The sequence below is a fragment of the Neptuniibacter sp. CAU 1671 genome, from assembly GCF_029222905.1.
Taxonomy (GTDB): Bacteria; Pseudomonadota; Gammaproteobacteria; order Pseudomonadales; family Balneatricaceae; genus Neptuniibacter.
The window spans coordinates 11706-37753 of the sequence record NZ_JARHUE010000009.1; the positions used below are offsets into that span (position 1 = coordinate 11706).

Here is a 26048-nt window from a genome sequence, read left to right on the forward strand (position 1 = left end):
GCCTTGCTCTGCTTAGTGGGCCTGTTCCCAGTTATTGCCGATGCCCGCCTCAACCAGCAGCGGTACGGCCAGTTCAGCCGCTGCAGCCATGCGCTGACACACTTCAGCGGCAAAGGCATCAGCCTGATCGGCCCTGACCTCAAACACCAGTTCATCGTGAACCTGCATCACCATCCGGGCATCGAATGGTGCCTCGGCCAGCCACTGATCAATCTGCACCATAGCCCGTTTGATGATATCGGCTGCGGTACCCTGCATCGGCGCATTGATCGCTGTGCGCTCCGCCGCCTGACGACGCATGGCATTTTTCGCTTTAATTTCAGGCAGGTAGAGGCGACGACCAAACAGGGTTTCAACATAACCACGTTCGGCGGCCTGGGTCCGGATATCATCCATATAACGCTGCACACCCGGGTAGGTGGCAAAGTAGTGGTCGATATACTGAGCCGCTTCATTTCGACCGATACCCAGCTGTTTTGCCAGGCCAAATGCCGACATGCCATAAATCAGGCCAAAGTTGATCGCCTTGGCACTGCGACGCTGATCGCTGGTGACTTCATCAAGCGGGGTTTTAAACACCTCTGACGCCGTGGCACGGTGGATATCTTCCCTGGCTGAAAAGGCCTTCAGCAAGCCCTCATCCGCTGAAAGATGCGCCATGATACGCAGCTCAATCTGGGAATAATCCGCGGCCACCAGCTTGTAACCTTCCGGAGCAATAAACGCTTGCCGGATACGCCGACCCTCAGTAGTCCGCACCGGAATATTCTGCAGGTTAGGATCGGTTGAAGACAAACGGCCCGTGGCAGTCACCGCCTGATGGTAGGAGGTGTGGATACGCCCGGTGCCCGGATTCACCATCTGCGGCAGTTTATCGGTGTAAGTGGATTTCAGTTTGCTGAGGCTGCGGTGCTCCAGAATCAGGCGTGGCAACGGGTAATCATTGGCCAGTTCCTGTAGCACCTCCTCCGCGGTCGAGGGTACCCCTTTAGGGGTTTTCTTCACCACCGGCAGATTCTGCTCTTCAAACAGGATCTGCTGTAACTGCTTGGGTGAGCTGAGGTTAAACTCCCGTCCGGCCACCTCAAACGCTTCCCGCTCCAGTGTCACCAGACGTTCGCCAATTTCAACGCTCTGGATGGCCAGCAGCGAACTGTCCACCAGCGTGCCATTGCGTTCAATACGGGACAGCACCGGAATCAGTGGTTTTTCAATGTCGGTAAATACCGCCTGCAAGCTGGGCACAGCCAGCAGTTGCTGTTGAATTGCCTGATGTAAACGCAGGGTAATATCCGCATCTTCGGCCGCATAAGGCGCCGCCTGCTCCAGATCGATCTGGTTAAAGGTCAGCTGATTTTTACCTTTGCCGGCAATCGACTCAAACGAGATCGTGCTCTGGCCCAGAAAACGCTCGGCCAGCGAGTCCATATCATGCCGACCTGCGGTGGAGTTCAGCACATAGGACTCCAGCATGGTATCCCAGGCAATGCCCTGCAGGTTGATGCCGTAACGCGCCAGCACATTCATATCGTATTTGATGTGCTGACCCACCTTGAGGTGCTGTTCGCTTTCGAGCAGCGGCTGCATCAGCTCCAGCAGGCGTTGGCAGCTGATCTGCTCCGGTGCGCCCATGTAATCATGCCCCACCGGCACATAGGCCGCTTTGCCCGGTTCAATGGCAAAGGAAACCCCCACCAATTCCGCTTCCATATAGTTCAGGCTGGTGGTTTCGGTATCAAAGGCAAACAGCTCGGCGGCTTCCAGTTTTTCCAGCCAGGGTTTGAGTTCCGCTTCTGTCAGAATCTGTTCGTAGTGCAGATCGACTGGCGCAATAACGGCTGTTGGCTGATCGCCGACGGGTTGTGCCGACGCTGCCGAACCACTTTCAAGTTCGTTGATCCAGCTGCGGAATTCAAACTGTTTGAACAGTTCGATCAGTGCCTCAGGATCAGGATTTGGCAGGCCAAAATCCTCGATAGACTCATGCAGGGTCACATCGGTTTTGATGGTGGCCAGCAGATAGGACAGTTCAGCCTCAGCCTTATGCTGCTCCAGTTTGGCCGCCATGGTTTTTGATCCACGAAAACCCAGCTCGGCAATTTTATCGAGATTGTTATACAGCGCTTCCAGACCGCCAATGCCCTGCAGCAGGGCCAGCGCGGTTTTTTCACCCACGCCGGGCACACCGGGTATGTTGTCCACCTTGTCGCCCATCAGGGCCAGAAAATCGATCACCAGAGCAGGCGGTATGCCGTATTTTTCCTCCACACCCGCCACATCCATAATCGTGTCGGTCATGGTGTTGATCAGGGTCACGTGCTGATCAACCAGCTGCGCCATATCTTTATCACCAGTGGAGATCAGCGTATCCACCTGCGCAGCGCTGGCCTGCCGGGCCAGGGTACCGATCACGTCATCGGCTTCGACGCCCTCTTCCACAATGATCGGCAGCCCCATGGCGCGGATGATCGCGTGGATTGGTTCGATCTGACTGCGCAGATCATCCGGCATCGGCGGACGGTGGGCTTTGTATTCGGTAAAGATCTCGTCGCGGAAGGTTTTGCCCTTGGCATCAAACACCACCACAACCGGACTTTTAGGGTAATCCTTGATCAGTTTGCGCAGCATTGAGGTCACCACCCGGATCGCGCCGGTGGGGATACCTTCAGAATTTCTCAGATCCGCCTGTTGTGATGCAAAAAAAGCACGGTATAAATAGGATGAGCCGTCGACTAAAATAAGAGGTGAATGAGAGGTTTGATCATGTGGGCTCATTGCGGATTCCGTATCTGTAAAGTCAGCACCCGATCATAGTCGATTCATTCCACGGTCTAAAGAAAGCGACCCTATTTATAAGGAAATGACATGAAATCTCTGCTGTTAACCGCCCTGTTACTGGTTGTAGCCCCCTTCAGTCTGGCAGAGGTTGCACCACAGCCTGACAGTGCTGAGCCACAGATCACCATTTCACACGATGGCGACAACACCATCTATGAATACCGCGTCAACGGTGAGCTGAAAGAGATCAAAATCGAACCCAAAAACGGCAAACCTTACTATCTGGTGCCGGCACCGGGTGAAGGTGAATTCATCCGTGTTGAGGAGTCTCAGCTGCTGATTCCTAAATGGGTGTTGTTCCGCTGGTAATTCTCTCGTTTCGATAAGCAGGTCTGACCTTGGCTGTATACACTGCGCTGGATGGCAAAGACATTCGTGAATTTCTCAGCACCTATGCATTGGGTGAGCTGGTCTCTTTTCGTGGCATCGAGGGGGGGATTGAAAACACTAATTATTTTGTGACCACCCAGCGCGATGAACACACCCTGCAGTTTGTGCTGACCCTGTTTGAAGAGCTGTCTCAGGATGAGCTGCCCTATTTCATTGAGTTGTGCCAGTGGCTGACTGATCGCGATATCCCGGTGCCCTACGCTATCCGCAACCGCCACGGTGTTGGCCTGCAACGGCTCAAGCAGCGACCCGCCATCATCCAGCCCCGCTTTAAGGGTGAGCACCTGGATCAGCAAGCACTAACTCCGGCCCATTGTGCCGCTATTGGTGAAGTCCTGGCCAGATTTCATCTGGCGGGACAGGACTTTTATCTGCAGCGCCAGGCCCATCGGGGCGTGTTCTGGTGGCGCCGGGAAAGCCGTCTATTGCTGCCAAAACTGGCAGCGGAAGATCAGACCCTGCTGCTGGATGCCGTCGCCGAATTTGATCGTCTGCGTGAGACCCATACTGACCTGCCTCAGGGCACCATCCATGGCGACCTGTTTCACGACAATGTGCTGTTTAACGGCACTCAGATCAGTGCCGTACTCGACCTGTACAACGCGGCCACGGCTTTTCTGCTCTACGATCTGGCGATTGTCGCCAACGACTGGTGCATCAATGAACAGGGTCTGATTGATCACGCCAAAGAAACCGCGCTGCTTGAGGCCTATGCCAGCGTTCGTCCGTTCACTGCCTCCGAGCAGGCCGCCTGGCCGGTGCTGGCACGCAGTGCTGCCATGCGTTTCTGGCTGTCACGCCTGATCCCCTGGCTACAGGAAAACAGCACCCAGAAGCTGAAAGATCCGGATGAGATGAAGCGCGTCCTGTTGGATCGGCACGATCGTCCCTCGCAACTGCCTCAGACGTAAGGGTTATCTAACCGCAGACAGCCCGTTATAATCCTTCATCTTTGCCCAACCGAGAGCCGCATGGACGTTACCCATATCATCGACAGTCTGAATGACGCCCAGCGTCATGCCGTCACCGCGCCGGTGAAAAATCTGCTGGTTCTGGCGGGCGCCGGTTCCGGCAAAACCCGGGTGCTGGTCCATCGCATCGCTTGGCTGATCCAGACCGAAGATATCTCCCCCTATTCCATCATGGCCGTGACCTTTACAAACAAGGCGGCACGGGAGATGCGCGGACGTATTGAACAACTGCTGGGCATCAACCCGCAGGGTATGTGGGTGGGCACCTTTCACGGACTGGCACACCGGTTATTGCGGGCGCACTGGCAAGATGCAGGTCTGCAGGAAAACTTCCAAATCATGGACAGCGACGATCAGCTACGCCTGATCAAACGGCTGGCCAAAGAGCTCAATCTGGACGATAAACGCTGGCCCGCTAAACAGTTCCAGTGGTACATCAACGAGAAAAAAGACGAAGGCCTGCGCGCGCGTCATGTGGATGTGCACGGCGATGTGTTTGACCGGGTGATGCTGCAGATGTATCAGGCCTATGAAGAGGCCTGTGATCGCAGCGGCATGATCGACTTTGGTGAGCTGCTGTTACGTTCACTGGAGCTGTTACGTGACCGTAATCCGGCGCTGCTGGAGCATTATCAGGATCGCTTTCGTTATGTGCTGGTGGACGAGTTTCAGGACACCAACAGCATTCAGTATGGCTGGCTAAGGCTGATCTGCGGTCAGGACCGCAAGCTGATGGCGGTGGGTGATGACGATCAGTCTATCTATGGCTGGCGCGGCGCCAAAATCGAAAATATCCAGAACCTCAACCAGCACTTCCCGGATACCGAAATGATCCGCATGGAGCAGAACTACCGCTCCACCAGCACTATTCTGGATGCCGCCAATGCGGTGATTCGCCATAACCAGGGCCGCCTTGGCAAAGAACTGCACACCGATGCAGGCCAGGGCGAAGCCATTGCACTCTACGCTGCCTTTAATGAGCAGGATGAGGCGCGTTTTATTGTCGACCAGATCAGCAAATGGGTGGACAACGGGAATCTGCGCAGTGAGTGCGCGATTCTCTACCGCTCCAACGCCCAGTCGCGGGTGATTGAGGAAGCCCTGATTCGCAGCGGCATGCCCTACCGGATCTACGGAGGTCAGCGCTTTTATGACCGGCTTGAGATCAAAAACGCACTCGCCTACATGCGTTTGCTGAGCAATCGGGACGATGACAACTCCATGGAGCGGATCATCAACGTGCCCACCCGGGGCATCGGTACCCGCACCATCGAACTGCTGCGCGAGCACGCCCGCAGCCAGAATATCTCCATGTGGCGCGCCGCCCATGAGGTGATCGGCCTGCAACGTCTGCCGGCTCGAGCCGCCAATGCCCTGCAGAGCTTTTTGACACTGATTGATCAGATGGCGCAGGCCACCGACGATGTACTGCTGCATGAGCAGACCGAACATGTGATTCAGTACTCAGGCCTGATCGAACATCATAAAAAAGAGAAAGGCGAAAAAGCCCAGTCCCGCATCGAAAACCTTGAGGAACTGGTCACAGCGGCCAAGCAGTTCAACAGTCAGTGGGATGAATACTTCGACGAGAACTTCAACACCCCGCTGGCGGCGTTTTTAGATCAGGCGGCACTGGATGCCGGTGATGCTCAGGCGGACGAATTTCAGGACAGTGTGCAACTGATGACCCTGCACTCTGCCAAAGGGCTGGAGTTTCCACAGGTGTTTCTGGCCGGGGTTGAGGAGGGTCTTTTCCCGCACAAGATGTCCCTGGAAGAGCCGGGGCGTCTGGAGGAAGAGCGGCGCCTCTGTTACGTGGGCATCACCCGTGCCATGCAGAAACTCTTTGTCACCTATGCCGAATCCCGTCGCCTGCACGGGCAGGACAACTATAACCGCCCCTCCCGCTTTATCCGCGAAATTCCCGACAATCTGATTGAAGAAGTGCGCCTGAATGCCACCGTCAGTCGTCCTATCACCAGTCGCAGCGGCAGTGGTTTATTTGATCAGACTCAGTCAACTTCCGATACCGGTCTGGCGCTGGGCCAGCGGGTACTGCATCAGAAGTTTGGTGAAGGTACGGTGATCAGTTTTGAGGGCAGTGGCCCGAAAGCACGGGTGCAGGTCAATTTCGACTTTGAAGGCAATAAATGGCTGGTGGTGGGGTTTGCCAACCTACAACCAATCTGAGCGGTCTAACGCTCTACTTTAAACACCCAGAAATAGCCAAAATCGCCCAGATACCGCATACCGTAGGCCTCAGGTTGCTGGCGAATTGCAGCCAGCAGCCTGGGATCAAGCCGGTAACGTTGCCGGTTGTAACCGGGTTTCAGCATCAGGAAATAGCCCGGTTGGCGAATCTCTTGCAGCGCGTTGATCTTCTGGTAATTCTTGAACTGATAGCCTGAGTAATAGGCCAGCCGACGGTCAATATTTCGGTCCGCCAGATACACCCGCTGATCTCCCACCAGCGGTAACACCTGCTCGATTGCCGCTTTCTGCTCCGCCCGGCGGTCATGATAACGCTGGCTGTTTTCCACCGTCAGATAGAGATGCGTTGCCACGATCAGAGCCAGTACGGTCCAGCCTGACCAGGGCGCGCCCTTCCAGTCCGTGAGTTTTAATACCGCCCAGGCCAGACAGACCGACAGCGGCAATACAAACACAATGGCATAGCGGATATTGCGAATCAGGGTGGTATAAGGGTCCAGCGATGTTGGCGTAAAGGACATCAGGGCAAAATAGCCAAAAAACCATAACGGGCAAAACAGCAACGCAAAGCGATACTGACGAAGCCCGACGCCGAACATGCTCAGTGCCGCGGGTACTCCCAGAAATCCCAACAGGCCAAAATACTGCCAGTTGGCAAAATCTTCCCGCAGGAACAGGGTACGCAGATAGAAAAACAGATCTTTCGGGTCCACACCGTTCAGGTTGGCCTGAAACGCCACCACCGATCGGCTCATAACCAGCCGATGCAGATAATCCCCATGCACCTGACCAAAAATCCAGTCCTGAACCATTAATGGCAGCAGGGAGACCAGCGCCATGGCGCCCAGCAGCAGAAAATTTCGTACTGTCCAACCTCTGGCCGATAACAGGGTCACCGCCACAATCAGCGAAATAAACAGTCCGGTAATCCGGGTCATTGCCACCAGGCCGATCGCCAGGCCGCAGAACAGAAAATAACTCAGGCGTCCGGTTGCCAGCCCTCGCAGCAGAAAAAACACTGTCGCCAGGGTAAAACATTCGAGAAAAGGCGCCACCTGTAACACATTGGCGTAGATCAGTATCACCGGTGTGGCGCTGTAGATCAGTACCGCGAACAACGCCGTGCGCTGATCAAACAACTGGACCACAATCCGGTAAGCAAAATAGACACTGCCCATTGAGGCCAGGATCGGCATCAGCAGACTGGTCAGATCATTGACGCCAAACAACGCATAAAGCGCTGCGGTCGGCAAAAACACCAGCCAGCGCACATCAAAGATAAAAAATGCCCGCAGATCACCATGCGCGGCCCGATCAGCCAACTGGGTGTAATACAGGTCATCGCCTTCGGCCAGACCGATAAAGTTGAACACCTTCAGAGCCAGCGCCCAGAGCAACAGCAGACAAAACACACCGTGACGCTGCCAGAAACTCACCAGCCCGACTTGCGCTGTTGGGGCAGGTCCCTGCACTAGGAACAGACGGTTAAGCGCCGCTCTCATAGACAGGCACCCAGCAAATAGCCCAGAACCAGCCCCAACAGCGCCCCGACCGCCACTTCGGCTCGGCTATGCCCCATGCGTTCCCGCAAGCCTGCTTCAGGTGCCAGCCGGTTGATTACTTGCGCCTGCCGTCCCACCGCCCGGCGCAAGCTGGTGGCATCCAGCAACACGATAAAGGTCAGGGTTACCGCCAGACCAAACACGGGTGCATCCAGCCCCACATCCGTCCCAATCAACGCCAGCATGGTCACCACAATCGCACTGTGGTTGCTGGGCATGCCACCATAACCAATCAGATCAAATGCCAGACGTTTCTGCTGCAAACAGTTGATCAGAAACTTGATACCACCCGCCAGTAACCAGGCCAGAAACGGAGCCAGCAGATAACGCCAGTCACTCATCAGAGTCCACCTCCGAGCATCACCCAGCCTGATATCGCCACCCAGAGCAGCACGGTGCAGACCAGCGGCAGGTCGGACAGCATCGCATCGGTTGGCGATTCACCACCGGCCTGACGCTCAACAATAAACCAGTAGCGGAACAACCCAAACAACACCAACGGAATAGTGATCACCAGTTGCGGTTTCTCCTGCATCACAAACAGGCTGTAAAACAGCAGAGCCCCGGTGGCCGCCATTTCGGCATAACGGTCCACCAGCTGTACGCTGTAATTTTCCAGAACCTGCCGACCCGCTTCACCACTGTGCAATAGCTCCTGCCTTCTTTTAATGGCCGCCAGATACAACGCCAGACAAAATGTGGTGACAAACATCCAGTTCGACAGGGGTACAGCCAGGGTCACAGCCCCGGCAACCACACGCAGCACGAACCCGGAAGCAATCGAAAAAATATCCAGCACCGGCTGGTGTTTCAGGTAAAGGCTGTAAGCCAGGTTCAGAATAAGGTAGGCAACAATGACCGGCGTCAGGGCAGGCAGAAACAAAAGGCCCGACCCCAACAGCAGATAAAGCAGCGCCAGCAGGATGAAGGTGTGATATTCACGTACCTCACCGCTGGCCAGTGGACGTTTGCGGGATTTTTCCGGATGCTGCCGATCACGCTCAATATCCCGCAGGTCATTCACGATATAAGCAGCCGAAGAGGCTAGACAAAATAACAGCAATGCCAGCACAGCATGCTGAACGGCAAGGAGGTCTGTAAACAGTCCGGTGAAGATCAGTGGCGCCAGCACAAAGCCGTTTTTAATCCACTGTCGCGGTCGCAACAGACGAATCAATGCACTGATCTGTAATGGGTTTTGCACCTGCCCGGTGCTAGAATGCGACTCCATGTCTTAACGCTCCGCAACCAATCCATGTGTTCTATGAAGCTTGCGACATCATACGCACTCTTTGCCCTGATCGCCATTGCAGCCAATATTCTGGCGCAGGACATCAGCCTGCGACTCTATCAGGGTCTCGGGTCTGTGATGCTGTCAATTCTGGTGGGCACCGCAATTGGACTGGCGCTGAAATACTGGCTGGATAAACGTTTTATCTTTGCTTTTGCCACGCAGAGCCTAAAACATGAGGGCAGCACCTTTATGCTGTACAGCCTGATGGGCGTGCTCACCACGCTGATCTTCTGGGGCACAGAGCTGGCCTTTGAATGGATTTTTCAGGATCAGTTGATGCGTTATCTGGGCGGGGTTATCGGGCTGACGCTGGGTTACCTGATCAAATATCAGCTGGATAAACGGTTTGTGTTTGTCCCACTGGATCAACCCCGGATCTAACAGCCGACAGCGTGCTTTGACAGCCAGCGTCCGGCGCTGCACACTGCACCTCACAGCCATGATGGCACGACCGTTTGAAGGGATTTCAGGCATACCATGACCAGGGACACTGCACCGCTTTCCATGCTCTCCGGCTGGGGTCGCTACCCCTATTGCCAAAGCCAGATAATACAACCCGCCAATCAACAGCAACTGCTGCAGCTTAATCAGAGTTTTGCCGGTATTCCCCGCGGTCAGGGCCGTAGTTATGGTGACAGCGCACTGGCGGGCACGGTGCTCTCTTGCAAATATCTGGATCAGTTCATTGAGTTTGACCCTGAGCACGGCATCCTAACTGTTCAGGCGGGTATCACGCTGGCGCAGATTCTCGAAGTCATTGTGCCTCAGGGCTGGTTCCTGCCGGTTACCCCGGGCACACAGTTTGTAACGGTTGCCGGTGCCATTGCCGCCGACGTCCATGGCAAAAACCACCATCTGGCAGGTTGTTTCAGTCAGCATCTGCTCTCTATGGAGATGCTGCTGGGTGATGGCAGCCAGCTTAGGGTCAGTCCAACACACAATACCGACCTTTTTCAGGCCACCTGCGGCGGTATGGGCCTGACCGGCATCATCCTCTCTGCCACCCTGCAACTGCTACCGATTAAAAGCAGCCAAATCAACCAGACCTCAGTTAAAGCCCGTTCACTGTCCGATGTCTATGCGCTGTTCGAGCAGGCCGCAGAATCAACCTACTCCGTCGCCTGGATTGATTGCCTTGCCAAAGGTCAGCAGCTGGGCCGCAGTCTGCTGATGACCGGGGAACACGCAAAACAAGGACCGTTAGCCAATCTGCCTCAGAAAACCCTGAGTATTCCCTTTGCCACGCCCTCGGCTTTGCTAAACCGTTTTTCAATCAAGGCATTCAACAGTGTCTATTACCACCGGCAACGTAAAACGGTAGCTCAGCAGGCGATACACTATGCCCCCTTCTTCTACCCGCTTGATCGGATTCAGCACTGGAACCGCCTTTACGGCCGCAAAGGTTTTGTGCAGTACCAGTTTGTCCTACCCCATGCCGCGGGACTACTGGGTATGGAAGCGATCCTGAAACGGATCAGTGATCAGCAACAGGGCTCATTTCTGGCGGTACTCAAACAACTGGGTCCCGCCAATGAAAACCTGCTGTCGTTCCCTCGGGAAGGTTATACCCTCGCGCTGGACTTTAAACTTCAGCACGGCCTGTTCCGGTTTCTGGAACAGCTGGATCAACTGGTACTGGACTGGGGCGGCCGAATCTATCTGGCTAAAGATGCACGCATGAGCCAGACCGTCTTTAAAACCAGCTACCCCAACTGGGAAACGTTTGAGGCCGTGCGCGCGCAATATGCGGCAACGGGAAAATATCGCTCGACCCAATCGGTCCGTCTGGGTCTGGCGTAACAGGAGGTTAAATGCAAAACATATTGATCATTGGCGCAGGATCGGCGATTGCCAAAGCCTGTGCCCGTCGGTTTGCCTCAGCAGGCCGACACCTGTTTCTGGTGATGCGCGATGAAACCGCACTCGCTGAACAGATTGCTGACCTGCACTGTCGGGGTGCCGGCTCAGTGGCAGGTGCCGCCCTGGATATTCTGGACACCAAAAAGCATGATCAGGTGATACGACAGGCGCAGGTGCAGTTGGGCAAGATCGACGCCATTCTGGTCGCGCATGGTTCTCTGCCAGATCAGGCTGTCTGCGAACAGAATATTGAAGCCACCCTGAGTGCAATCACCCTGAATGGTACCGCCACCGTAGCCTTACTCACCGGGCTGGCACAACTGCTTGAGCAACAACAGTCCGGTTGTCTGGCAGTGATTACCTCGGTGGCCGGTGATCGTGGCCGTGAGTCGAATTATGTCTATGGCTGCGCAAAGGCGATGGTCAGCACCTTTCTGCAGGGACTTGATCAGCGTCTGTCGAAACAGGGAATTCGGGTGATCGATATCAAACCCGGATTTGTGATCACACCGATGACCGAAGGCTTCAACCGCAGCGGGCCTTTATGGTCGCAGCCGGAGAAAATTGCCGGCATTATCGAACCTGCCTTATTGCATAAACGCGGTACCGTCTATGCCCCGGGCTTCTGGCGGATGATCATGGCCATCATATGCCTGATCCCGACACCACTGTTTCGCAAAATCAGGTTATAAACTCCCAAGGTGCTGGCATTACCGGGGTCAGACCTTAACCCCTGCCATCACTTCAAGTTGGGCCACCACACTGCGGCTCAGGGCTTCCAGGTTGTAACCACCCTCAAGGGTGGCCAGCCAGCGGCCACCGCTGTAGCGCTCGGCGGCATCCATAATCAATTGACTCACCCAGCGGAAATCGGACTCATCCAGCAACAAACCACCCAGTGGATCATCTTTATGCGCATCAAATCCGGCTGAAACAAAAATCATCTGTGGCTGATGCTGCTTCAGTGCTGGCAGCCAGTCCCGTTCAAGCGCCAGCCGGAACTGATCACCAGCAGTACCCGCCGGTAAAGGGGTATTAATGATATTAGGCCGGTCGATATTAACAAACCGGCCAGGATAAAAAGGGTGCTGGAAGCTGGAACAGACCAGTACCTCGGGGCGATCCTGAAAAATTTCCACGGTGCCGTTGCCGTGGTGCACATCAAAATCCAGCACCGCCACCCGCTCCACCGTTGGGTCCAGCAACGCTGTCTCCACCGCCACAGCCACATTATTGAAAATACAAAAGCCCATGGCACTGTCCCGTTCGGCATGATGACCGGGAGGGCGTACCGCGCAGAACGCATTATCAACCCGCCCAGCCAGAATCTGCTGCGTCGCCTGTACCGCGGCACCCGCCGCCAGTCGTGCCGCCTGCAGGCTGTAACGGTTCATCGACACATCCGCATCGACAAAGGCATGCCCATGCCCGGGTGACAACTGCGCCAACATCTCCAGAAACGCTTTTGGATGCACCCGCAGCAGATCGCTGTCTGCAACCGGCTCCGGTCTGGCCAATACCAGCTGATCAGATAAAGCGGAGTGCACCGCACGATCAATATATTGCAGGCGCTGCGGGCATTCCGGATGGTAATCACCCATCTCATGGCGCTGGCAGTCCAGATGGCTGAGGTACAGTGTTTTCATCAAGGCTCCTTGCCCGGACGGAGCAGTTGCAGTTCTCTCCGTTCTGGGTCACTCTGAGCCTTTACTATAGGCGATTCATCGCGCGCCTTCTTGTTACTGAGCCTGACGCACTTGGGGAGAGTTGTGCCATGCTTCACCGCCTCTGGCTGGGCTTTTTTCTTGTCGCCTTTGCGGCTGCACTCTATCAATGGTTATGGCTGGATAACGCCGGCATTTTTCAGCAGCTGGTGCAGGCCACCTTTGACATGTCGGCCCTCACGGTTGAGCTGGCCATTGGCCTGATCGGCACCCTCGCCTTCTGGCTGGGCATGATGAAACTGGCTGAAGCGTCGGGACTGGTGGACAAGCTGGCACTGGCGGTAACACCGCTGTTCACCAAACTTATGCCTGAAGTGCCCCGTGGCCATCCCGCCATCGGCTCCATGACCATGAACCTGTCCGCCAATATGCTGGGGCTGGATAATGCCGCCACCCCGCTGGGGCTGAAAGCGATGCAGGATCTGCAACAACTGAATCCCCAAAAAGACACTGCGAGCAATGCCCAGATTCTGTTTCTGGTCCTGAATACCTCATCTGTGACTCTGTTCCCGATCACCATCTTTCTCTATCGGGCTCAGCAGGGTGCCGCCGACCCCACCTCAGTGTTTATTCCCATCCTGATAGCCACCAGCTGTTCAACGCTGGCAGGTCTGCTGGCGGTCAGCCTGGTGCAGGGTATCAACCTGCTGCAACGTACGGTGCTGCTCTATCTGGGCAGTTTTGTCGCCCTGCTGATGGCCTTTATCGGTTACTTCTCGACGCTGGGTGTGGAGGAGTTGCAACGTCAGTCCAGCCTGACCGGTAATCTGATTATTTTCAGCGCGATTATCGGTTTTCTGTTGCTGGCTCACCTGCGTAAAGTAAATGTGTATGAGCAGTTTATTGAGGGTGCCAAACAGGGTTTTGAGGTTGCCATCACGATTATTCCATATCTGCTGGCGATGCTGGTGGCCATTGGTGTGCTGCGCGCCAGTGGAGCGCTGGACGGACTGATCTGGCTGTTACGTGAAGGCATCGCCGGCCTGGGCATGGACACACGTTTTGCCGATGCGCTGCCCACGGCCATCATGAAACCCTTCTCCGGCTCCGGCGCCCGCGCCATGATGCTGGAGACCATGCACAGCCATGGCGTGGATTCCTTTGCTGCCTATCTCGCCTCTGTCATTCAAGGGTCCACTGAAACAACCTTCTATGTTCTGGCTGTTTATTTTGGTGCTGTGGGGATCCGTCATACCCGCCATGCCGTGGCCTGCGGCCTGACTGCCGACCTGGCCGGTATCCTTGCAGCCATTCTGGTGGGTTACTGGTTTTTTGGCTGATTAATTGGTTTTTGCTGTCATATTATTGTCATCTAGGCTCCGTATAGTTGCGCCCATCCTAGTTATTAACGGTCAACCTGGAGTTCGACATGAAACCAATGAAGAAGATTTTTGCCGCTGTAGCACTGACTGCTGCATGCGTCTCTGCTCAGGCCTCTGATCAGCTGGATCCAAACCTGCCTGTTTACCAGAAAGCATCTGGCGTTTCCGGTAACCTGTCCAGCGTCGGTTCAGACACCCTAGCTAACCTGATGACCCTGTGGGCTGAAGAGTTCAAGCGTAACTACCCTAACGTTAACGTTCAGATTCAGGCTGCCGGTTCTTCTACTGCGCCACCAGCACTGACTGAAGGCACCTCTAACATCGGTCCTATGTCCCGTAAGATGAAAGACAAAGAGATCGAAGCGTTCGAGAAAAAATTCGGTTATAAGCCAACTGCTGTTGCTGTAGCAATCGACGCCCTGGCTGTATTCGCACACAAAGACAACCCGATCGAAGGTCTGACCATCGCTCAGGTTGACGCCATTTTCTCCTCTACCCGTAAGTGTGGCGCTGCTGAAGACGTAACCACCTGGGGTCAGGTAGGTGTATCCGGCGCGCTGGCTGACAAATCAATTCAGCTGTTCGGCCGTAACTCTGTATCCGGCACTTACGGTTACTTCAAAAGCAAAGCACTGTGTAAAGGCGACTTCAAGAACAACGTTAACGAACAGCCTGGTTCTGCTTCTGTAGTACAGTCTGTGTCTACTTCTCTGAATGCGCTGGGTTACTCTGGTATCGGTTACAAAACCGCATCTGTACGCGCCCTGCCGCTGACCAAGAAAGAAGGCACGCCTTTTGTTGAAGCGTCCCCTGAAAACGCCCTGAACGGCACTTACCCTCTGGCGCGTTCACTGTACGTATACGTGAACAAGAAGCCAGGTCAGCCTCTGTCTCCGCTGGAAACAGAATTCCTGAAAATGGTGATGTCTAAAGTGGGTCAGGAAGTGGTTGTAAAAGATGGTTACATCCCACTGCCAGCCGCTGTCGTTGAAAAGCAGATGAAAGAGCTGGGTCTGTAATATTACCTCGCATCTAACAAGGGGAGCTTCGGCTCCCCTTGTTTTGTCTCTGTCTGGTGTAATATTGCTGTAACAAAGACGTAATATTCTACCGCCCAAACTTGGCCAGCCCTTTCGGACTTCCGCGTTATGAGTACAGACAAAATTGCTTCGCCTGAGTTGAACTTCAACTCAAGCAGTGCCCGGCGCCACCGCAGTATTCGCGCCCTCAAGGATAAAGTCGCCTCTGGCGGCATCGCGATTGGCGGTATCAGTGTGATCGTTGCGATCCTGCTGATCTTCTTCTATCTGCTGTACGAAGTGCTCCCCCTGTTCCAGTCTGCCAGTATCGAACCCTGGCAGGAGCAGGATACTCAGGTGGAAGCCTATGCGTTGCCCGGCGAGGGCAAAACTCTGTACCTGACTCTGGAAGAACAGACCAAACTGGGTCTGCGGGTGACCGATCAGGGTCAGTTGGTATTCTTTGACACCCGCACCGGCAAAATTCGCGACGAAGTCGACGCTGAACTGCCTGAAGACACCACCATCACCAGCTTCGCACTCGCCTCTGACAGCAGCGGTATTTTTGCGCTGGGTCTGAGCAACGGTCAGGCGCTGGTGTATAAACATGCTTATACCTCAACCTACCCCAACGGGGTTCGGGTGATTACACCCCGGATTGAATACCCACTCGGCGAAGCACCCATCGCCGTCAGTGAGGGCCCATTGGACGTCCTGGCCCTGAATGGCACTGAGGAAAACTGGACATTGATCGGCGGCACGCGTGAGCAGCTTTACAGCGCCCAGCTGTCATTGACAGAAAACATCATTACTGAAGAAGTCGAAACCGAAGTCACCACCAGCATTCTGCCCAGTATTGGCATTTCAGCTACACGCCTGCAGCTCACTCCCGATCGTCACTGGCTGATGGTCGCCGGCCCCAAAAACAAGTTGGCGGTGGTCGAGCTGTTAGGTAGCAAAGGCGCTCTGGTCAATCAGGTGCTGGAAGCCAGCAAAGGTGATATCGCTGAGTTCAAACTGCTGCTGGGTGGCAACTCCCTGCTGGTGGCTGACAATCAGGGCACTGTTTCGCAATGGTTTCTGGTACGCGATGAAAGCAACGCCTGGCAGCTGACCAAAATCCGCAGCTTTAACGAACACACAAATGGCATTACTGCGCTTGCGCTTGAGCATCGCCGTAAGGGTTTTGTGACGCTGAACCAGAACGGTTACATCGATTTCTACAATACCACCGCGTCTCGTACCTCACTGTCCGAGCAGATTCTGCAGGCAGGCGTGGAACACGCTGCCCTCTCGCCCCGCTCTGATGCTCTGCTGCTGGAGCAGGGTGGCAAAATTTCTCTGTGGAAAATGCATAACGAACACCCGGAAGTTTCCTGGAGCGCGTTGTGGGAAAAGGTCTGGTATGAAGGCTACGAAGAGCCTGAGTTTATCTGGCAGTCCTCTGCCTCGAATAACGACTTCGAACCCAAGTACAGCCTGATGCCACTGGCTTTCGGTACCCTGAAAGCCGCATTTTACGCCATGTTGCTGGCCACCCCGCTGGCGATTTGTGGTGCGATCTACACCGCTTATTTCATGGTTCCGGCCATGCGCCGCAAGGTAAAACCATTTATCGAACTGATGGAGGCTCTGCCGACCGTTATTCTGGGCTTCCTGGCAGGCCTGTGGCTGGCTCCTTTTATTGAGATCAATCTGGCGGGGATCTTTATCACCCTGCTGGTAGTGCCGGCAGCCATTATCGGATTTGCGTTTGCCTGGGCGAACGCACCAAAAGCGCTGCGTTACATGATCCCCGAGGGCTGGGACGCTGCGCTGCTGGTGCCGGTAGTTATCATTGCGACAATGTTCAGTTTCTGGATTGCTCCCACACTGGAGCACCTGTTCTTTGGTACAGAGATGCGCTACTGGGTCACCAATGAGCTGGGCATTCCTTACGATCAGCGAAATGCACTGGTAGTGGGCCTGGCAATGGGCTTTGCCGTCATTCCAACCATCTTCTCCATTACCGAAGATGCGATCTTCGCCGTGCCCAAGCACCTCTCCTACGGCTCGCTGGCACTGGGGGCAACCCCATGGCAGACCCTGACTCGTGTTGTGATGCCAACCGCCAGCCCGGGTATTTTCTCAGCCGTGATGATCGGTATGGGTCGTGCGGTGGGTGAGACCATGATTGTACTGATGGCGACCGGTAATACGCCCATCATGGATGCCAACATTTTCGAAGGCATGCGCACGCTGGCAGCAAACATCGCTGTTGAGATGCCGGAGTCCGAGGTCGGCAGTACTCACTTCCGGATTCTGTTCCTGGCCGCCTTTGTGCTGTTCCTGTTCACTTTCTTTGTGAACACGATTGCCGAAGCGGTGCGCCAGCGCCTGCGTAAGAAATATGGCTCGCTGTAACCCTGTGTGACTGAGGATTGGATAAATGCGTTACTCTTTTTCTGAATGGACCAAATCCGGCGCACCCTGGGTCTGGCTGAACGCAGGGGCCGTCGCCATCTCACTGATCATGGTGGTGGGTCTGCTGTCGCTGATTGCAGTGCGAGGTCTTGGGCATTTCTGGCCTGCGGATATCTATCAGGCCGATTACACCCAGAATGACAACACCACCCGGCTGGTGGGCGAACGGGTTCAGACTGAACTGATCTCAGCAGAACAGCTGCGGGACAGCGGTGTGACCGTACCTGAAGGTGTCTTCGAGATGCCTCGTACCCTGATAAAAATTGGTAACCGTGACCATGGCGGTACCGACTTTATCTGGGTTCTGGACGATCACCTGTCTAATCAAACCCAGCCCGAGATGCTGTTTGCTGCAGAGCGCCGTGAATGGGGTAACTTCTACGGTTACCTGCGGGGCCTGAAAGAAAATGGTGAGCTGGTAGCGCAGCATGATGGCTATGAAGTCACACCTGAATACATGGCGCTGTGGGATCAGTTCCAGCAGCGTATTGATCGTGCGCTGACCATTTACGATCAGATCAAGGCGATCGAAAAAGGTGATATCGGCGCGATCAACTATGAATTGGAGCGACTGCGACTGCGCGAGCGCGCCATGGAGCTCAAAGGCATTACTGATCCGGCACGGATGCAGGAAATTACAGACCGCCGTCAGGCTCTGGATGCGGACTATCAGCAGCTGCAAACCGAGCTGCTGGAGCTCTACAACGCATTCAACCGTGACACCGTGGTCGCAGAAATTGCCAGTGGCAAAGTGGTTGAGTTCCGCATTGCCTCTGTGGTCCGTGCCTTTTTGCCAAATAAAATGCATCTTGGCAACAAGCTGGTTCACTACGCTGCCAAGCTATGGGAGTTTGTCAGTGACGAGCCACGTGAGGCCAACACTGAAGGCGGTATCTTCCCAGCCATTTTTGGTACGGTGCTGATGGTCATCATCATGTCCGTGATCGTGACGCCATTTGGTGTGATTGCGGCTGTATACCTGCGTGAATATGCCAAACAGGGTTTTGTCACCCGTATTATTCGTATCGCGGTGAACAACCTCGCGGGCGTGCCTTCCATTGTGTATGGCGTGTTTGGTCTGGGCTTCTTTGTTTACTTCCTGGGCGGCCATATTGATGATGCCTTTTTCGCGGAAGCCAAACCGGCGCCTACCTTTGGTACACCGGGCCTGATGTGGGCCTCAATTACCCTGGCTCTGCTCACCCTGCCAGTGGTGATTGTGGCAACCGAAGAAGGCCTGACCCGAATTCCACGTGCTATTCGTGAAGGTTCTCTGGCGCTGGGCGCCACCAAGTTTGAAACCCTGATGAAGGTGGTCATCCCGATGGCTAGCCCGGCCATTATGACCGGTGTAATCCTGGCGATTGCCCGTGCCGCGGGTGAAGTGGCACCGCTGATGCTGGTGGGTGTGGTTAAGCTGGCACCGAGCCTGCCGCTGGATACCAACTATCCTTTCCTGCATCTGGATCAGAAATTTATGCATCTGGGCTTCCACATCTATGATGTGGGTTTCCAGAGCCCCAATGTTGAGGCGGCCCGGCCGCTGGTTTACGCAACTGCGCTGCTGCTGGTGGCGGTGATTGCCCTGCTGAACCTTTCAGCCATCGCAATCCGAAACCACCTGCGTGAAAAATACAAAGCGCTTGAAATGTAACGGAGTCGGACCGAACAATGAAGGTATCTACCATGACCGGTGAAGCTAAAACCCACGCCATCGATATTGCGTCCATGCAACGTGACCAGCGTACGCTCAATCTTGCTGACGAAACCATGGCACTGGAAGTCAAAGACCTGCGCCTGAGCTATGGCACTAAAGAAGCCCTGCACGGCATCGACATGCTGATTCCAAAGCACCGTGTAACGGCATTTATCGGGCCATCCGGCTGCGGTAAATCCACCCTGCTGCGTTGCTTTAACCGCATGAACGACCTGGTGGACGGCTGTAACATCACCGGCCAGATCTTGCTGGAAGGCGATAACATCTATGACCGCAATGTCGATATTGCCGACCTGCGCCGCCGTGTAGGCATGGTGTTCCAGAAGCCAAACCCATTCCCGAAATCAATCTATGAAAACGTGGCCTATGGCCTGCGTATTCAGGGCATTAACAAAAAACGGGTACTGGATGAAACCGTAGAGTGGGCGCTGCGCTCATCTGCCCTGTGGGATGAGGTGAAAGACCGCCTGCACGAGAGTGCACTGGGCATGTCCGGTGGTCAGCAGCAGCGTTTGGTTATTGCGCGCACCATCGCCGTGAAACCAGAAGTACTGCTGCTGGACGAACCGGCATCCGCACTTGACCCGATCTCGACACTGAAGATCGAAGAGCTGATTCACGAACTGAAAAAAGACTTCACCATCGTGATCGTGACCCACAACATGCAGCAGGCGGCCCGTGTGTCCGACTATACCGCTTTCATGTACATGGGCGACCTGATTGAGTTTGGGGACACTGATTCTCTGTTCACCAACCCCAACAAAAAACAGACTGAAGACTACATTACCGGCCGTTACGGTTAATTCAGGGTTTAAAGGAGACTTATCGTGGAATTCAAAGGCGACTATTCAAGCCATATTTCCCAGCAGTTCAATGACGAGCTGGAGCAGATCCGCACCCTGTTACTGACCATGGGCGGTATTGTTGAAAGTCAGGTGAACGATGCTGTTGAAGCACTGCTGACCGGTAACACCAATCTGGCAGAGCAATCCCGCAAGGCGGATACCCAGACCAACGAGATGGAGAAGCTGATCGACGAACAGATCGCCACCACCATCGCCCGTCGCCAGCCCGCCGCCAGCGACCTGCGTCTGATTATCTCTGTATCCAAGGCCGTAACCAGCCTGGAGCGCATGGGTGATGAAGCCAGCCGTATCTGCCGCCATGCGATTGAACTGAACGAAGCGGGCCAGTCCCCTCGTGGTTATCAGGAGATACGTCATATCGGTAACCTGGTGCGTGAGATGGTGAAAAACGTACTCACCGCCTTCGCCCGTAACGACACCGAACTGGCCTACACAGTAGCCAAAATGGACAAGTCGGTGGATCAGGAATACCGCTCAGCGATGCGCTCTCTGATGACCTTTATGATGGAAGACCCCCGCTCCATCTCCAGCGTCATGAACGTTATCTGGGTACTGCGTAGTCTGGAACGCATGGGTGATCATGCCCGCAGTATGGCTCAGCAGCTGATCTACATGGTCAGCGGTACTGACGTACGTCACACCAGCCTGAAAACCCTGAAACAGGCGGCCGTACAGAATGCGGAAGCTGAGGATGATGAAGAGGACGCCTGAGTCCCTCTGAAACGAAAAAACCACGCTAAGGCGTGGTTTTTTTGTCTAATCGGACTTGGGCCAGTAACTGGCCAGTTCTGGCCATTGACCCAGCAACCCCTCTCTGCCCATCTGCTCCAGCCGGGCAATATTGCGCTCAGGAATCTGGTGCGCATCTTTAAAGCGGGCCAGTATGCGGCTCATCTGCCCCTCCCGGATAATATGGATCATCGGCAGTGGCGAGCGGTTGGTCCAGTGGCTGATATGGTCGGGATCGACACCGGCAAAACAGTATTCGGGGTGAAAACTGGCCAGCTGAAACACCCCCTCAAGCCCGGCTCGCTCCAGCGCAAACTGGCATTGATCCAGCAAGTCCAGGTAACGGTGAAAATCCTGCGCCGTATGGGTAAATACCAGCAGCGTTGTGGCCACAACGGTTTCATCCGCTTGCTGAATCGTCTCCAGCTCACTGAGAAAATCGGCAACTGCCTGCTCCTCTGAAGTCGCCTCTGACAGGGCATAACGGACCCGTCCTGCCCGCTGATCGGGGGCTGCGAAGGGACAGAGATTCAGGCCAATAACGATTTTATCGACCCACTGCCGGGTCAGCTCCAGCGCGGCGTCTGGGGATAAATGTTGGGTATCGGTAGACATCGGCGTAGTGTAAGTCAGTCACTGCCCCTTGCCTACTGTCCAGCGCAGCGCTTTTTGATAAGATGGCGCCCTTGCTGCAAAGGAGCATTTCTTGGCAACTGCAACCCTGCTTGATCAAATGGGTTTTGATACCCGCTGGACCTCGCTTCGCCGTGGCCATCGGTTACGTGCGCCCTATCAGTGGCACAGTTGGCTCACCGACAATGGTTCACTGACCCAACGCCTGATTCAACTCAGCCAGGGACAGTTTGCCGTCAGGGTAATCCGTCAACAATGGGGGTTGCCCAGCCGTTCTGAAGCACAGGCATTAGGCATGCGAACCCGCCAGATGGCACTGATTCGTGAGGTGCACCTGCTGGGTAAAGGTGAACCCTGGGTATACGCGCGCTCCCTGATCCCTGCAACGACCCTGACCGGTGCTCAGCGTCGTTTGCGCCACCTTGGCAACCGATCGCTGGGCAGTTTGCTGTTCCGCACCCCCGGTATGCGCCGAGGACCCTTACAAATCAGCAGACTTGGCCCCAAAGACAATCCACTGTGGGCGCGTCGCTCAGTTTTTTTTCTGCAGGAAAAACCATTGCTGGTGTGTGAGGTTTTCCTGAGCCCGCTGCAACAGGTACACTTAGGCCCACAACCATAACGAAACCACTCTAGGCTGCCCATGTCTGCGCAGATGCCCGCTCCATCGTCATTCTGGAAAGATAAACTCGACAGTTACCGTCTGCTGACCCGACTGGACAAGCCGATTGGCACCTACCTGTTACTCTGGCCCACCTACTGGGCGCTCTGGATTGCATCAGATGGCATTCCCAGCTTCAAGTTATTGGTGATCTTTACGCTGGGTGTCGTACTCACCCGGGCCGCTGGCTGCGTCATCAACGACTACGCCGACCGTAAAATTGATGGTTACGTTAAGCGCACCGCCAACCGGCCGCTGCCCACCGGTCGCGTTACCCCCAAAGAAGCGCTGACACTGTTTGCAGTATTAATGCTACTGGCCTTCGGCCTGGTGCTGTTCACCAACCGGGAAACCATTATCCTCTCCGTGGGCGGTTTACTGCTGGCGTCCTGCTATCCCTTTATGAAACGCTACACCTATCTGCCGCAGGTGGTACTGGGTGCAGCCTTTGCCTGGTCAATTCCGATGGCCTTTGCAGCTGTCAGCCATACCGTACCGGCCTATGCCTGGCTGATCTACATCGCGACCCTGCTCTGGACCGTCGCTTACGACACCATGTACGCCATGGTGGACCGGGATGATGACTTAAAGATTGGCGTTAAATCCACCGCCATCCTGTTTGGTGAAGCAGACAAACTTGCCATTGGCCTGTTACAGATCACCACTCTGCTGAGTCTGATTCTGCTCGGCGTTCAGCGTGAAATGTCCTTTATCTTTTATGCCGGACTGATAACGGCTGCCGGGCTGTTTACCTATCAGCAGCGGCTGATTCAGCACCGGGGTCGGGAGAACTGTTTCAAAGCCTTCCTGAACAACCATTATGCCGGTTTGGCCATCTTTATCGGGGTGCTGATGCACTACCTGCTGGAAACCACCTGAGCCGGTAAAACGACCTTTTCCTAAGGGCGGGCATGTCATATTTATGTAACACTATTGTCTTGTAATAGTGTTTCGTAAAAACAGTAACCAAGGGAACTGAACATGTCACCTGCGAAACGTGTACTGATCGTTGATGACGAGGCACCCATCCGGGAAATGATAGCCGTTGCTCTGGAGATGGCCGGCTATCAGTGTCTGGAAGCCGATAACGCCAACACCGCACATGCCATGATCGTGGATGACAAACCCGATATGGTATTGCTCGACTGGATGATGCCCGGCACCACCGGTATCGAATTTGCCCGCCGTCTGCGTAAAGAGGAAACCACCGCGGATGTGCCGATCATTATGCTGACGGCAAAAGCGGATGAGGACAATAAAATTAAGGGCCTGGAAGTGGGCGTGGATGACTACATCACCAAACCATTTTCACCCCGTGAGCTTGTCGCCCGGCTTAAAGCCGTTCTGCGCCGCACGACCCCCAAAGGCATTGAAGAACCGGTCTCTGTTGACCAGCTCACACTGGATCCGGTTTCCCACCGGGTCACGGCTGAAGGCAAACATGTGGAACTCGGCCCAACCGAATTTCGTCTGCTACAGTTCTTCATGACGCATCAGGATCGGGCTTATTCCCGCAGCCAACTGCTGGATATGGTCTGGGGTGGAAACGTTTATGTTGAAGAACGGACCGTTGACGTGCATATTCGCCGCTTACGCAAAGCACTGGGTGATCGCCATGATTACCTGGTACAAACCGTACGCGGCACCGGTTACCGTTTTTCTGCCAGTGTCGCCTGACCGGGACTCCTATTGATCTATGGCCACAGCCAATCAAAACCTCTATCTCCGTCTGATTATTATCAGCGTTGTCTCATTGTCTGTGGGCTTTCTGGTCGGCATTCCCGGATGGGTCTTTGGCGGCTCACTGCTGGTCTGGTCAGTGTTGGAACTGCGCCGCTTTCGCCAGCTGAGTGCGTGGGTTTATGAAAATGATGATCAGGCAGAACTGCCTGAAAGTCATGGCCGTTGGGGCGAGCTGTTTGACGGCCTGTCCCGTATGCAACGTCGCCAGCACAACCGCGAAAACCGTTTGCGCGGCATCGTTAACCGGTTTCAGGAGTCCTCATCCGCCCTGCCGGATGCCATTATCATTATCGACCAGCACAACAGCATGGAGTGGTGGAACGATACGGCAAACCGCCTGCTTGGCCTGAATCCGATCACCGATCGCGGTAAACCGGTAATGAACCTGTTACGTGATCCGCGTTTTATTCGCTACTACAACCGGGGTCAGTATAACGACCCGATTACGCTGCCGTCTCCGGTTAAATCCGAACTGAGCATCCAGTATCAGATCACCCGATTTGGTGACAGCGACCGACTGCTGGTGGCACGTGATGTAAGCCGGCTGGTGCGTCTGGAACAGACCCGGCAGGACTTTGTTGCCAATGCCTCACACGAGCTTCGCACACCGCTGACAGTGATTCGGGGCTATCTGGAAACCTTCCTTGATAATGAGGTGCCACCGGGTATGCAGCGCGGTCTGCAAGCCATGCAGCAGCAGGCACGTCGCATGGAAAATCTGGTATCAGATCTGCTGTTGCTGTCACGTCTGGAAGCCAGTCAGGCCGCAACATCGGATCAACCGATTCAGCTGCATGCGATTCTGCGTCAGATTGTGGATGCAGCCAAAGAACTGGGGCGTGACAAAAACCAAACACTGACACTGGAGATGGACGAGCAGTTTGACCTCTGCGGTCAGGAAGTGGAGCTGCACAGCGCCTTCTCCAATCTGGTTTTTAACGCCGTACGCTACACCCAGACAGGGGGCAGTATTACTATCCGCTGGTGGGTCGATGCGCAGGGAGGCCACTTTGCCGTCACTGATAACGGACCCGGCATCGAATCCATCCACCTGCCCCGTCTGACAGAGCGTTTTTATCGTGTGGATGAGAGCCGTTCGTCCGCTAGTGGCGGTACCGGTCTGGGGCTGGCGATTGTCAAACACGTGCTGGTTAGACACGGCGCCCAGTTGACCATAAAAAGCCGTCTGGGTCAGGGCAGCACATTTAGCTGCCACTTCCCCACCGAGATGCTGAGCCATACCGCCGACCCAAACATCAGGGATATCGGTTAAGCCCGGTTCAGCCGCCCCTGTGTTGGCAGCGGACGCTCCTCACCAGCATGCGCCTCAACCCAATACAGGGTGGCACCCACTACAGCTGCAGGCATAATCAGCAGATTGAGCAGCGGCACCAGCATACAAGCCTGAATTAACCCACCAAAACCGATTGCCGTCAGGCGCTCCTGTTTCAGCAGCAGTTTCATCTGGCCAAAACTCACCTTGTTGTTATCCATGGGATAATCACAGTACTGAATCGCCATCATCCAGGCCCCAAACCAGAGCCACAGCAGCGGCGAGATCACATTGATCACGGGGACAAAAGAGAGGATCAACAGGAATAACACCCGGGGCAGGTAATAAACCAGCTTGGCCAGCTCGCGCTGAATCGAACGCGGGACCATAGCCAGCAACGCCTTCCAGCCTTCATCCACCACCAGCTCGCCCCGCAGCCTTTTTTCGACTTTTTCAGACAGGAAACCATTAAAGGGTGCCGCAATCAGATTGGCCACAATCGAGAAACTGTAATAGGCCACCAGCAACACCATCAGTGCAAACAGTGGCCATAGAAACCAATGCAGGAAACTGGCCCAGTCTGGCAGATAACTCAGCAGACCATCAATCCAGCCCCCCATCTGACTGAATAACACCCAGAAGGCGGCAATAAACAGCACCACATTGATCAACAGTGGCACAATTACAAAAGGCCTGATCTCCGGATCAGGCAACATTTTCAGTCCCTTTACCAGATATCCGGCGCCGGTTATCGGATTGCCTCGCATAGTCC

The 26048-nt window shown here is 54.9% G+C and carries 23 protein-coding genes; 16 read left to right on the plus strand and 7 right to left on the minus strand.

Annotated features, from left to right (window positions below):
• Positions 1 to 12: 12 nt before the first annotated feature.
• Complete coding sequence (gene polA / locus P2G53_RS13120; RefSeq protein ID WP_275817978.1) at positions 13 to 2775, minus strand: DNA polymerase I; 2763 nt, start codon at positions 2773 to 2775, stop codon at positions 13 to 15.
• A gap of 90 nt (positions 2776 to 2865) precedes the next feature.
• Between polA and P2G53_RS13125 the strand changes: the two genes are divergently transcribed.
• From P2G53_RS13125 to uvrD, 3 genes are read left to right on the plus strand one after another with little or no spacing between them, the layout of a single operon-like run.
• Positions 2866 to 3147, plus strand: a complete 282-nt coding sequence (locus P2G53_RS13125; RefSeq protein WP_275817980.1) for a DUF2782 domain-containing protein — start codon at positions 2866 to 2868, stop codon at positions 3145 to 3147.
• A 29-nt stretch (positions 3148 to 3176) separates the two neighbouring features.
• Complete coding sequence (locus P2G53_RS13130; RefSeq protein ID WP_275817982.1) at positions 3177 to 4139, plus strand: homoserine kinase; 963 nt, start codon at positions 3177 to 3179, stop codon at positions 4137 to 4139.
• Between the two features lie 60 nt (positions 4140 to 4199).
• On the plus strand, positions 4200 to 6389 hold the full coding sequence (uvrD, locus tag P2G53_RS13135) for a DNA helicase II (RefSeq protein ID WP_275817984.1): 2190 nt from the start codon (positions 4200 to 4202) through the stop codon (positions 6387 to 6389).
• 5 nt (positions 6390 to 6394) lie between these two features.
• Here uvrD and P2G53_RS13140 read toward each other — a convergent pair whose 3' ends face one another.
• Genes P2G53_RS13140 through P2G53_RS13150 form a run of 3 tightly spaced genes read right to left on the minus strand, consistent with a single transcriptional unit; the run spans position 6395 to position 9203 of the window.
• The gene (locus tag P2G53_RS13140; RefSeq protein WP_275817985.1) at positions 6395 to 7912 is read right to left on the minus strand and encodes a glycosyltransferase family 39 protein; all 1518 of its coding nucleotides are present in this window, start codon (positions 7910 to 7912) and stop codon (positions 6395 to 6397) included.
• A complete protein-coding gene (locus P2G53_RS13145; protein WP_275817988.1) occupies positions 7909 to 8313 on the minus strand; it encodes a divergent PAP2 family protein in 405 nt (134 codons plus the stop codon). Before P2G53_RS13145 ends, P2G53_RS13140 begins: the two co-directional genes overlap by 4 nt.
• The gene (locus P2G53_RS13150) at positions 8313 to 9203 is read right to left on the minus strand and encodes a decaprenyl-phosphate phosphoribosyltransferase (RefSeq protein WP_275817990.1); all 891 of its coding nucleotides are present in this window, start codon (positions 9201 to 9203) and stop codon (positions 8313 to 8315) included. Before P2G53_RS13150 ends, P2G53_RS13145 begins: the two co-directional genes overlap by 1 nt.
• 33 nt (positions 9204 to 9236) lie before the next feature.
• Between P2G53_RS13150 and P2G53_RS13155 the strand changes: the two genes are divergently transcribed.
• The 3 genes from P2G53_RS13155 to P2G53_RS13165 all read left to right on the plus strand — a co-directional run bounded on the left by P2G53_RS13155 (position 9237) and on the right by P2G53_RS13165 (position 11818).
• The gene (locus P2G53_RS13155) at positions 9237 to 9647 is read left to right on the plus strand and encodes a GtrA family protein (protein ID WP_275817992.1); all 411 of its coding nucleotides are present in this window, start codon (positions 9237 to 9239) and stop codon (positions 9645 to 9647) included.
• Positions 9648 to 9743: 96 nt separating this feature from the next.
• Positions 9744 to 11066, plus strand: a complete 1323-nt coding sequence (locus P2G53_RS13160; protein WP_275817994.1) for an FAD-binding oxidoreductase — start codon at positions 9744 to 9746, stop codon at positions 11064 to 11066.
• Between the two features lie 11 nt (positions 11067 to 11077).
• A complete protein-coding gene (locus P2G53_RS13165; RefSeq protein WP_275817996.1) occupies positions 11078 to 11818 on the plus strand; it encodes an SDR family oxidoreductase in 741 nt (246 codons plus the stop codon).
• A gap of 27 nt (positions 11819 to 11845) precedes the next feature.
• Here the strand turns inward: P2G53_RS13165 and P2G53_RS13170 are convergent, their stop codons facing one another.
• The gene (locus P2G53_RS13170; RefSeq protein ID WP_275817998.1) at positions 11846 to 12772 is read right to left on the minus strand and encodes a histone deacetylase family protein; all 927 of its coding nucleotides are present in this window, start codon (positions 12770 to 12772) and stop codon (positions 11846 to 11848) included.
• A gap of 128 nt (positions 12773 to 12900) precedes the next feature.
• Between P2G53_RS13170 and P2G53_RS13175 the strand changes: the two genes are divergently transcribed.
• From P2G53_RS13175 to phoU, 6 genes are all read left to right on the plus strand, one after another.
• Positions 12901 to 14130 carry a spore maturation protein gene (locus P2G53_RS13175; RefSeq protein WP_275818000.1) on the plus strand — a complete coding sequence of 410 codons (1230 nt, stop codon included), beginning with the start codon at positions 12901 to 12903 and terminating at the stop codon, positions 14128 to 14130.
• A gap of 89 nt (positions 14131 to 14219) precedes the next feature.
• Positions 14220 to 15191: a phosphate ABC transporter substrate-binding protein PstS family protein gene (locus tag P2G53_RS13180; protein WP_275818002.1), complete on the plus strand. Its 972-nt coding sequence runs from the start codon at positions 14220 to 14222 to the stop codon at positions 15189 to 15191.
• Positions 15192 to 15320: 129 nt separating this feature from the next.
• On the plus strand, positions 15321 to 17594 hold the full coding sequence (locus P2G53_RS13185; RefSeq protein WP_275818004.1) for an ABC transporter permease subunit: 2274 nt from the start codon (positions 15321 to 15323) through the stop codon (positions 17592 to 17594).
• Between the two features lie 25 nt (positions 17595 to 17619).
• Complete coding sequence (pstA, locus tag P2G53_RS13190) at positions 17620 to 19308, plus strand: phosphate ABC transporter permease PstA (RefSeq protein ID WP_275818006.1); 1689 nt, start codon at positions 17620 to 17622, stop codon at positions 19306 to 19308.
• Positions 19309 to 19340: 32 nt separating this feature from the next.
• Positions 19341 to 20174 carry a phosphate ABC transporter ATP-binding protein PstB gene (gene pstB / locus P2G53_RS13195; RefSeq protein WP_275818069.1) on the plus strand — a complete coding sequence of 278 codons (834 nt, stop codon included), beginning with the start codon at positions 19341 to 19343 and terminating at the stop codon, positions 20172 to 20174.
• A gap of 24 nt (positions 20175 to 20198) precedes the next feature.
• Positions 20199 to 20948, plus strand: a complete 750-nt coding sequence (gene phoU, locus P2G53_RS13200; RefSeq protein WP_275818008.1) for a phosphate signaling complex protein PhoU — start codon at positions 20199 to 20201, stop codon at positions 20946 to 20948.
• Positions 20949 to 20993: 45 nt separating this feature from the next.
• Here the strand turns inward: phoU and P2G53_RS13205 are convergent, their stop codons facing one another.
• Positions 20994 to 21581 (minus strand): DUF1415 domain-containing protein, encoded by a 588-nt coding sequence (locus P2G53_RS13205; protein ID WP_275818010.1) that lies wholly within the window; start codon positions 21579 to 21581, stop codon positions 20994 to 20996.
• Between the two features lie 91 nt (positions 21582 to 21672).
• Between P2G53_RS13205 and P2G53_RS13210 the strand changes: the two genes are divergently transcribed.
• From P2G53_RS13210 to phoR, 4 genes are all read left to right on the plus strand, one after another.
• Positions 21673 to 22221, plus strand: a complete 549-nt coding sequence (locus P2G53_RS13210) for a chorismate lyase (RefSeq protein WP_275818012.1) — start codon at positions 21673 to 21675, stop codon at positions 22219 to 22221.
• 21 nt (positions 22222 to 22242) lie between these two features.
• A complete protein-coding gene (ubiA, locus tag P2G53_RS13215) occupies positions 22243 to 23139 on the plus strand; it encodes a 4-hydroxybenzoate octaprenyltransferase (protein WP_275818014.1) in 897 nt (298 codons plus the stop codon).
• Between the two features lie 102 nt (positions 23140 to 23241).
• Positions 23242 to 23937: a phosphate regulon transcriptional regulator PhoB gene (gene phoB, locus P2G53_RS13220; RefSeq protein ID WP_275818016.1), complete on the plus strand. Its 696-nt coding sequence runs from the start codon at positions 23242 to 23244 to the stop codon at positions 23935 to 23937.
• Positions 23938 to 23956: 19 nt separating this feature from the next.
• Entirely contained in the window at positions 23957 to 25276 is a 1320-nt protein-coding gene (phoR, locus tag P2G53_RS13225) for a phosphate regulon sensor histidine kinase PhoR (protein ID WP_275818018.1), read from the plus strand.
• On the opposite strand, the gene cysZ is transcribed toward phoR, so the two are convergent.
• Complete coding sequence (cysZ, locus tag P2G53_RS13230) at positions 25273 to 26043, minus strand: sulfate transporter CysZ (RefSeq protein ID WP_275818019.1); 771 nt, start codon at positions 26041 to 26043, stop codon at positions 25273 to 25275. The two genes, phoR and cysZ, sit on opposite strands and share 4 nt — an antisense overlap.
• Between the last annotated feature and the right edge of the window lie 5 nt (positions 26044 to 26048).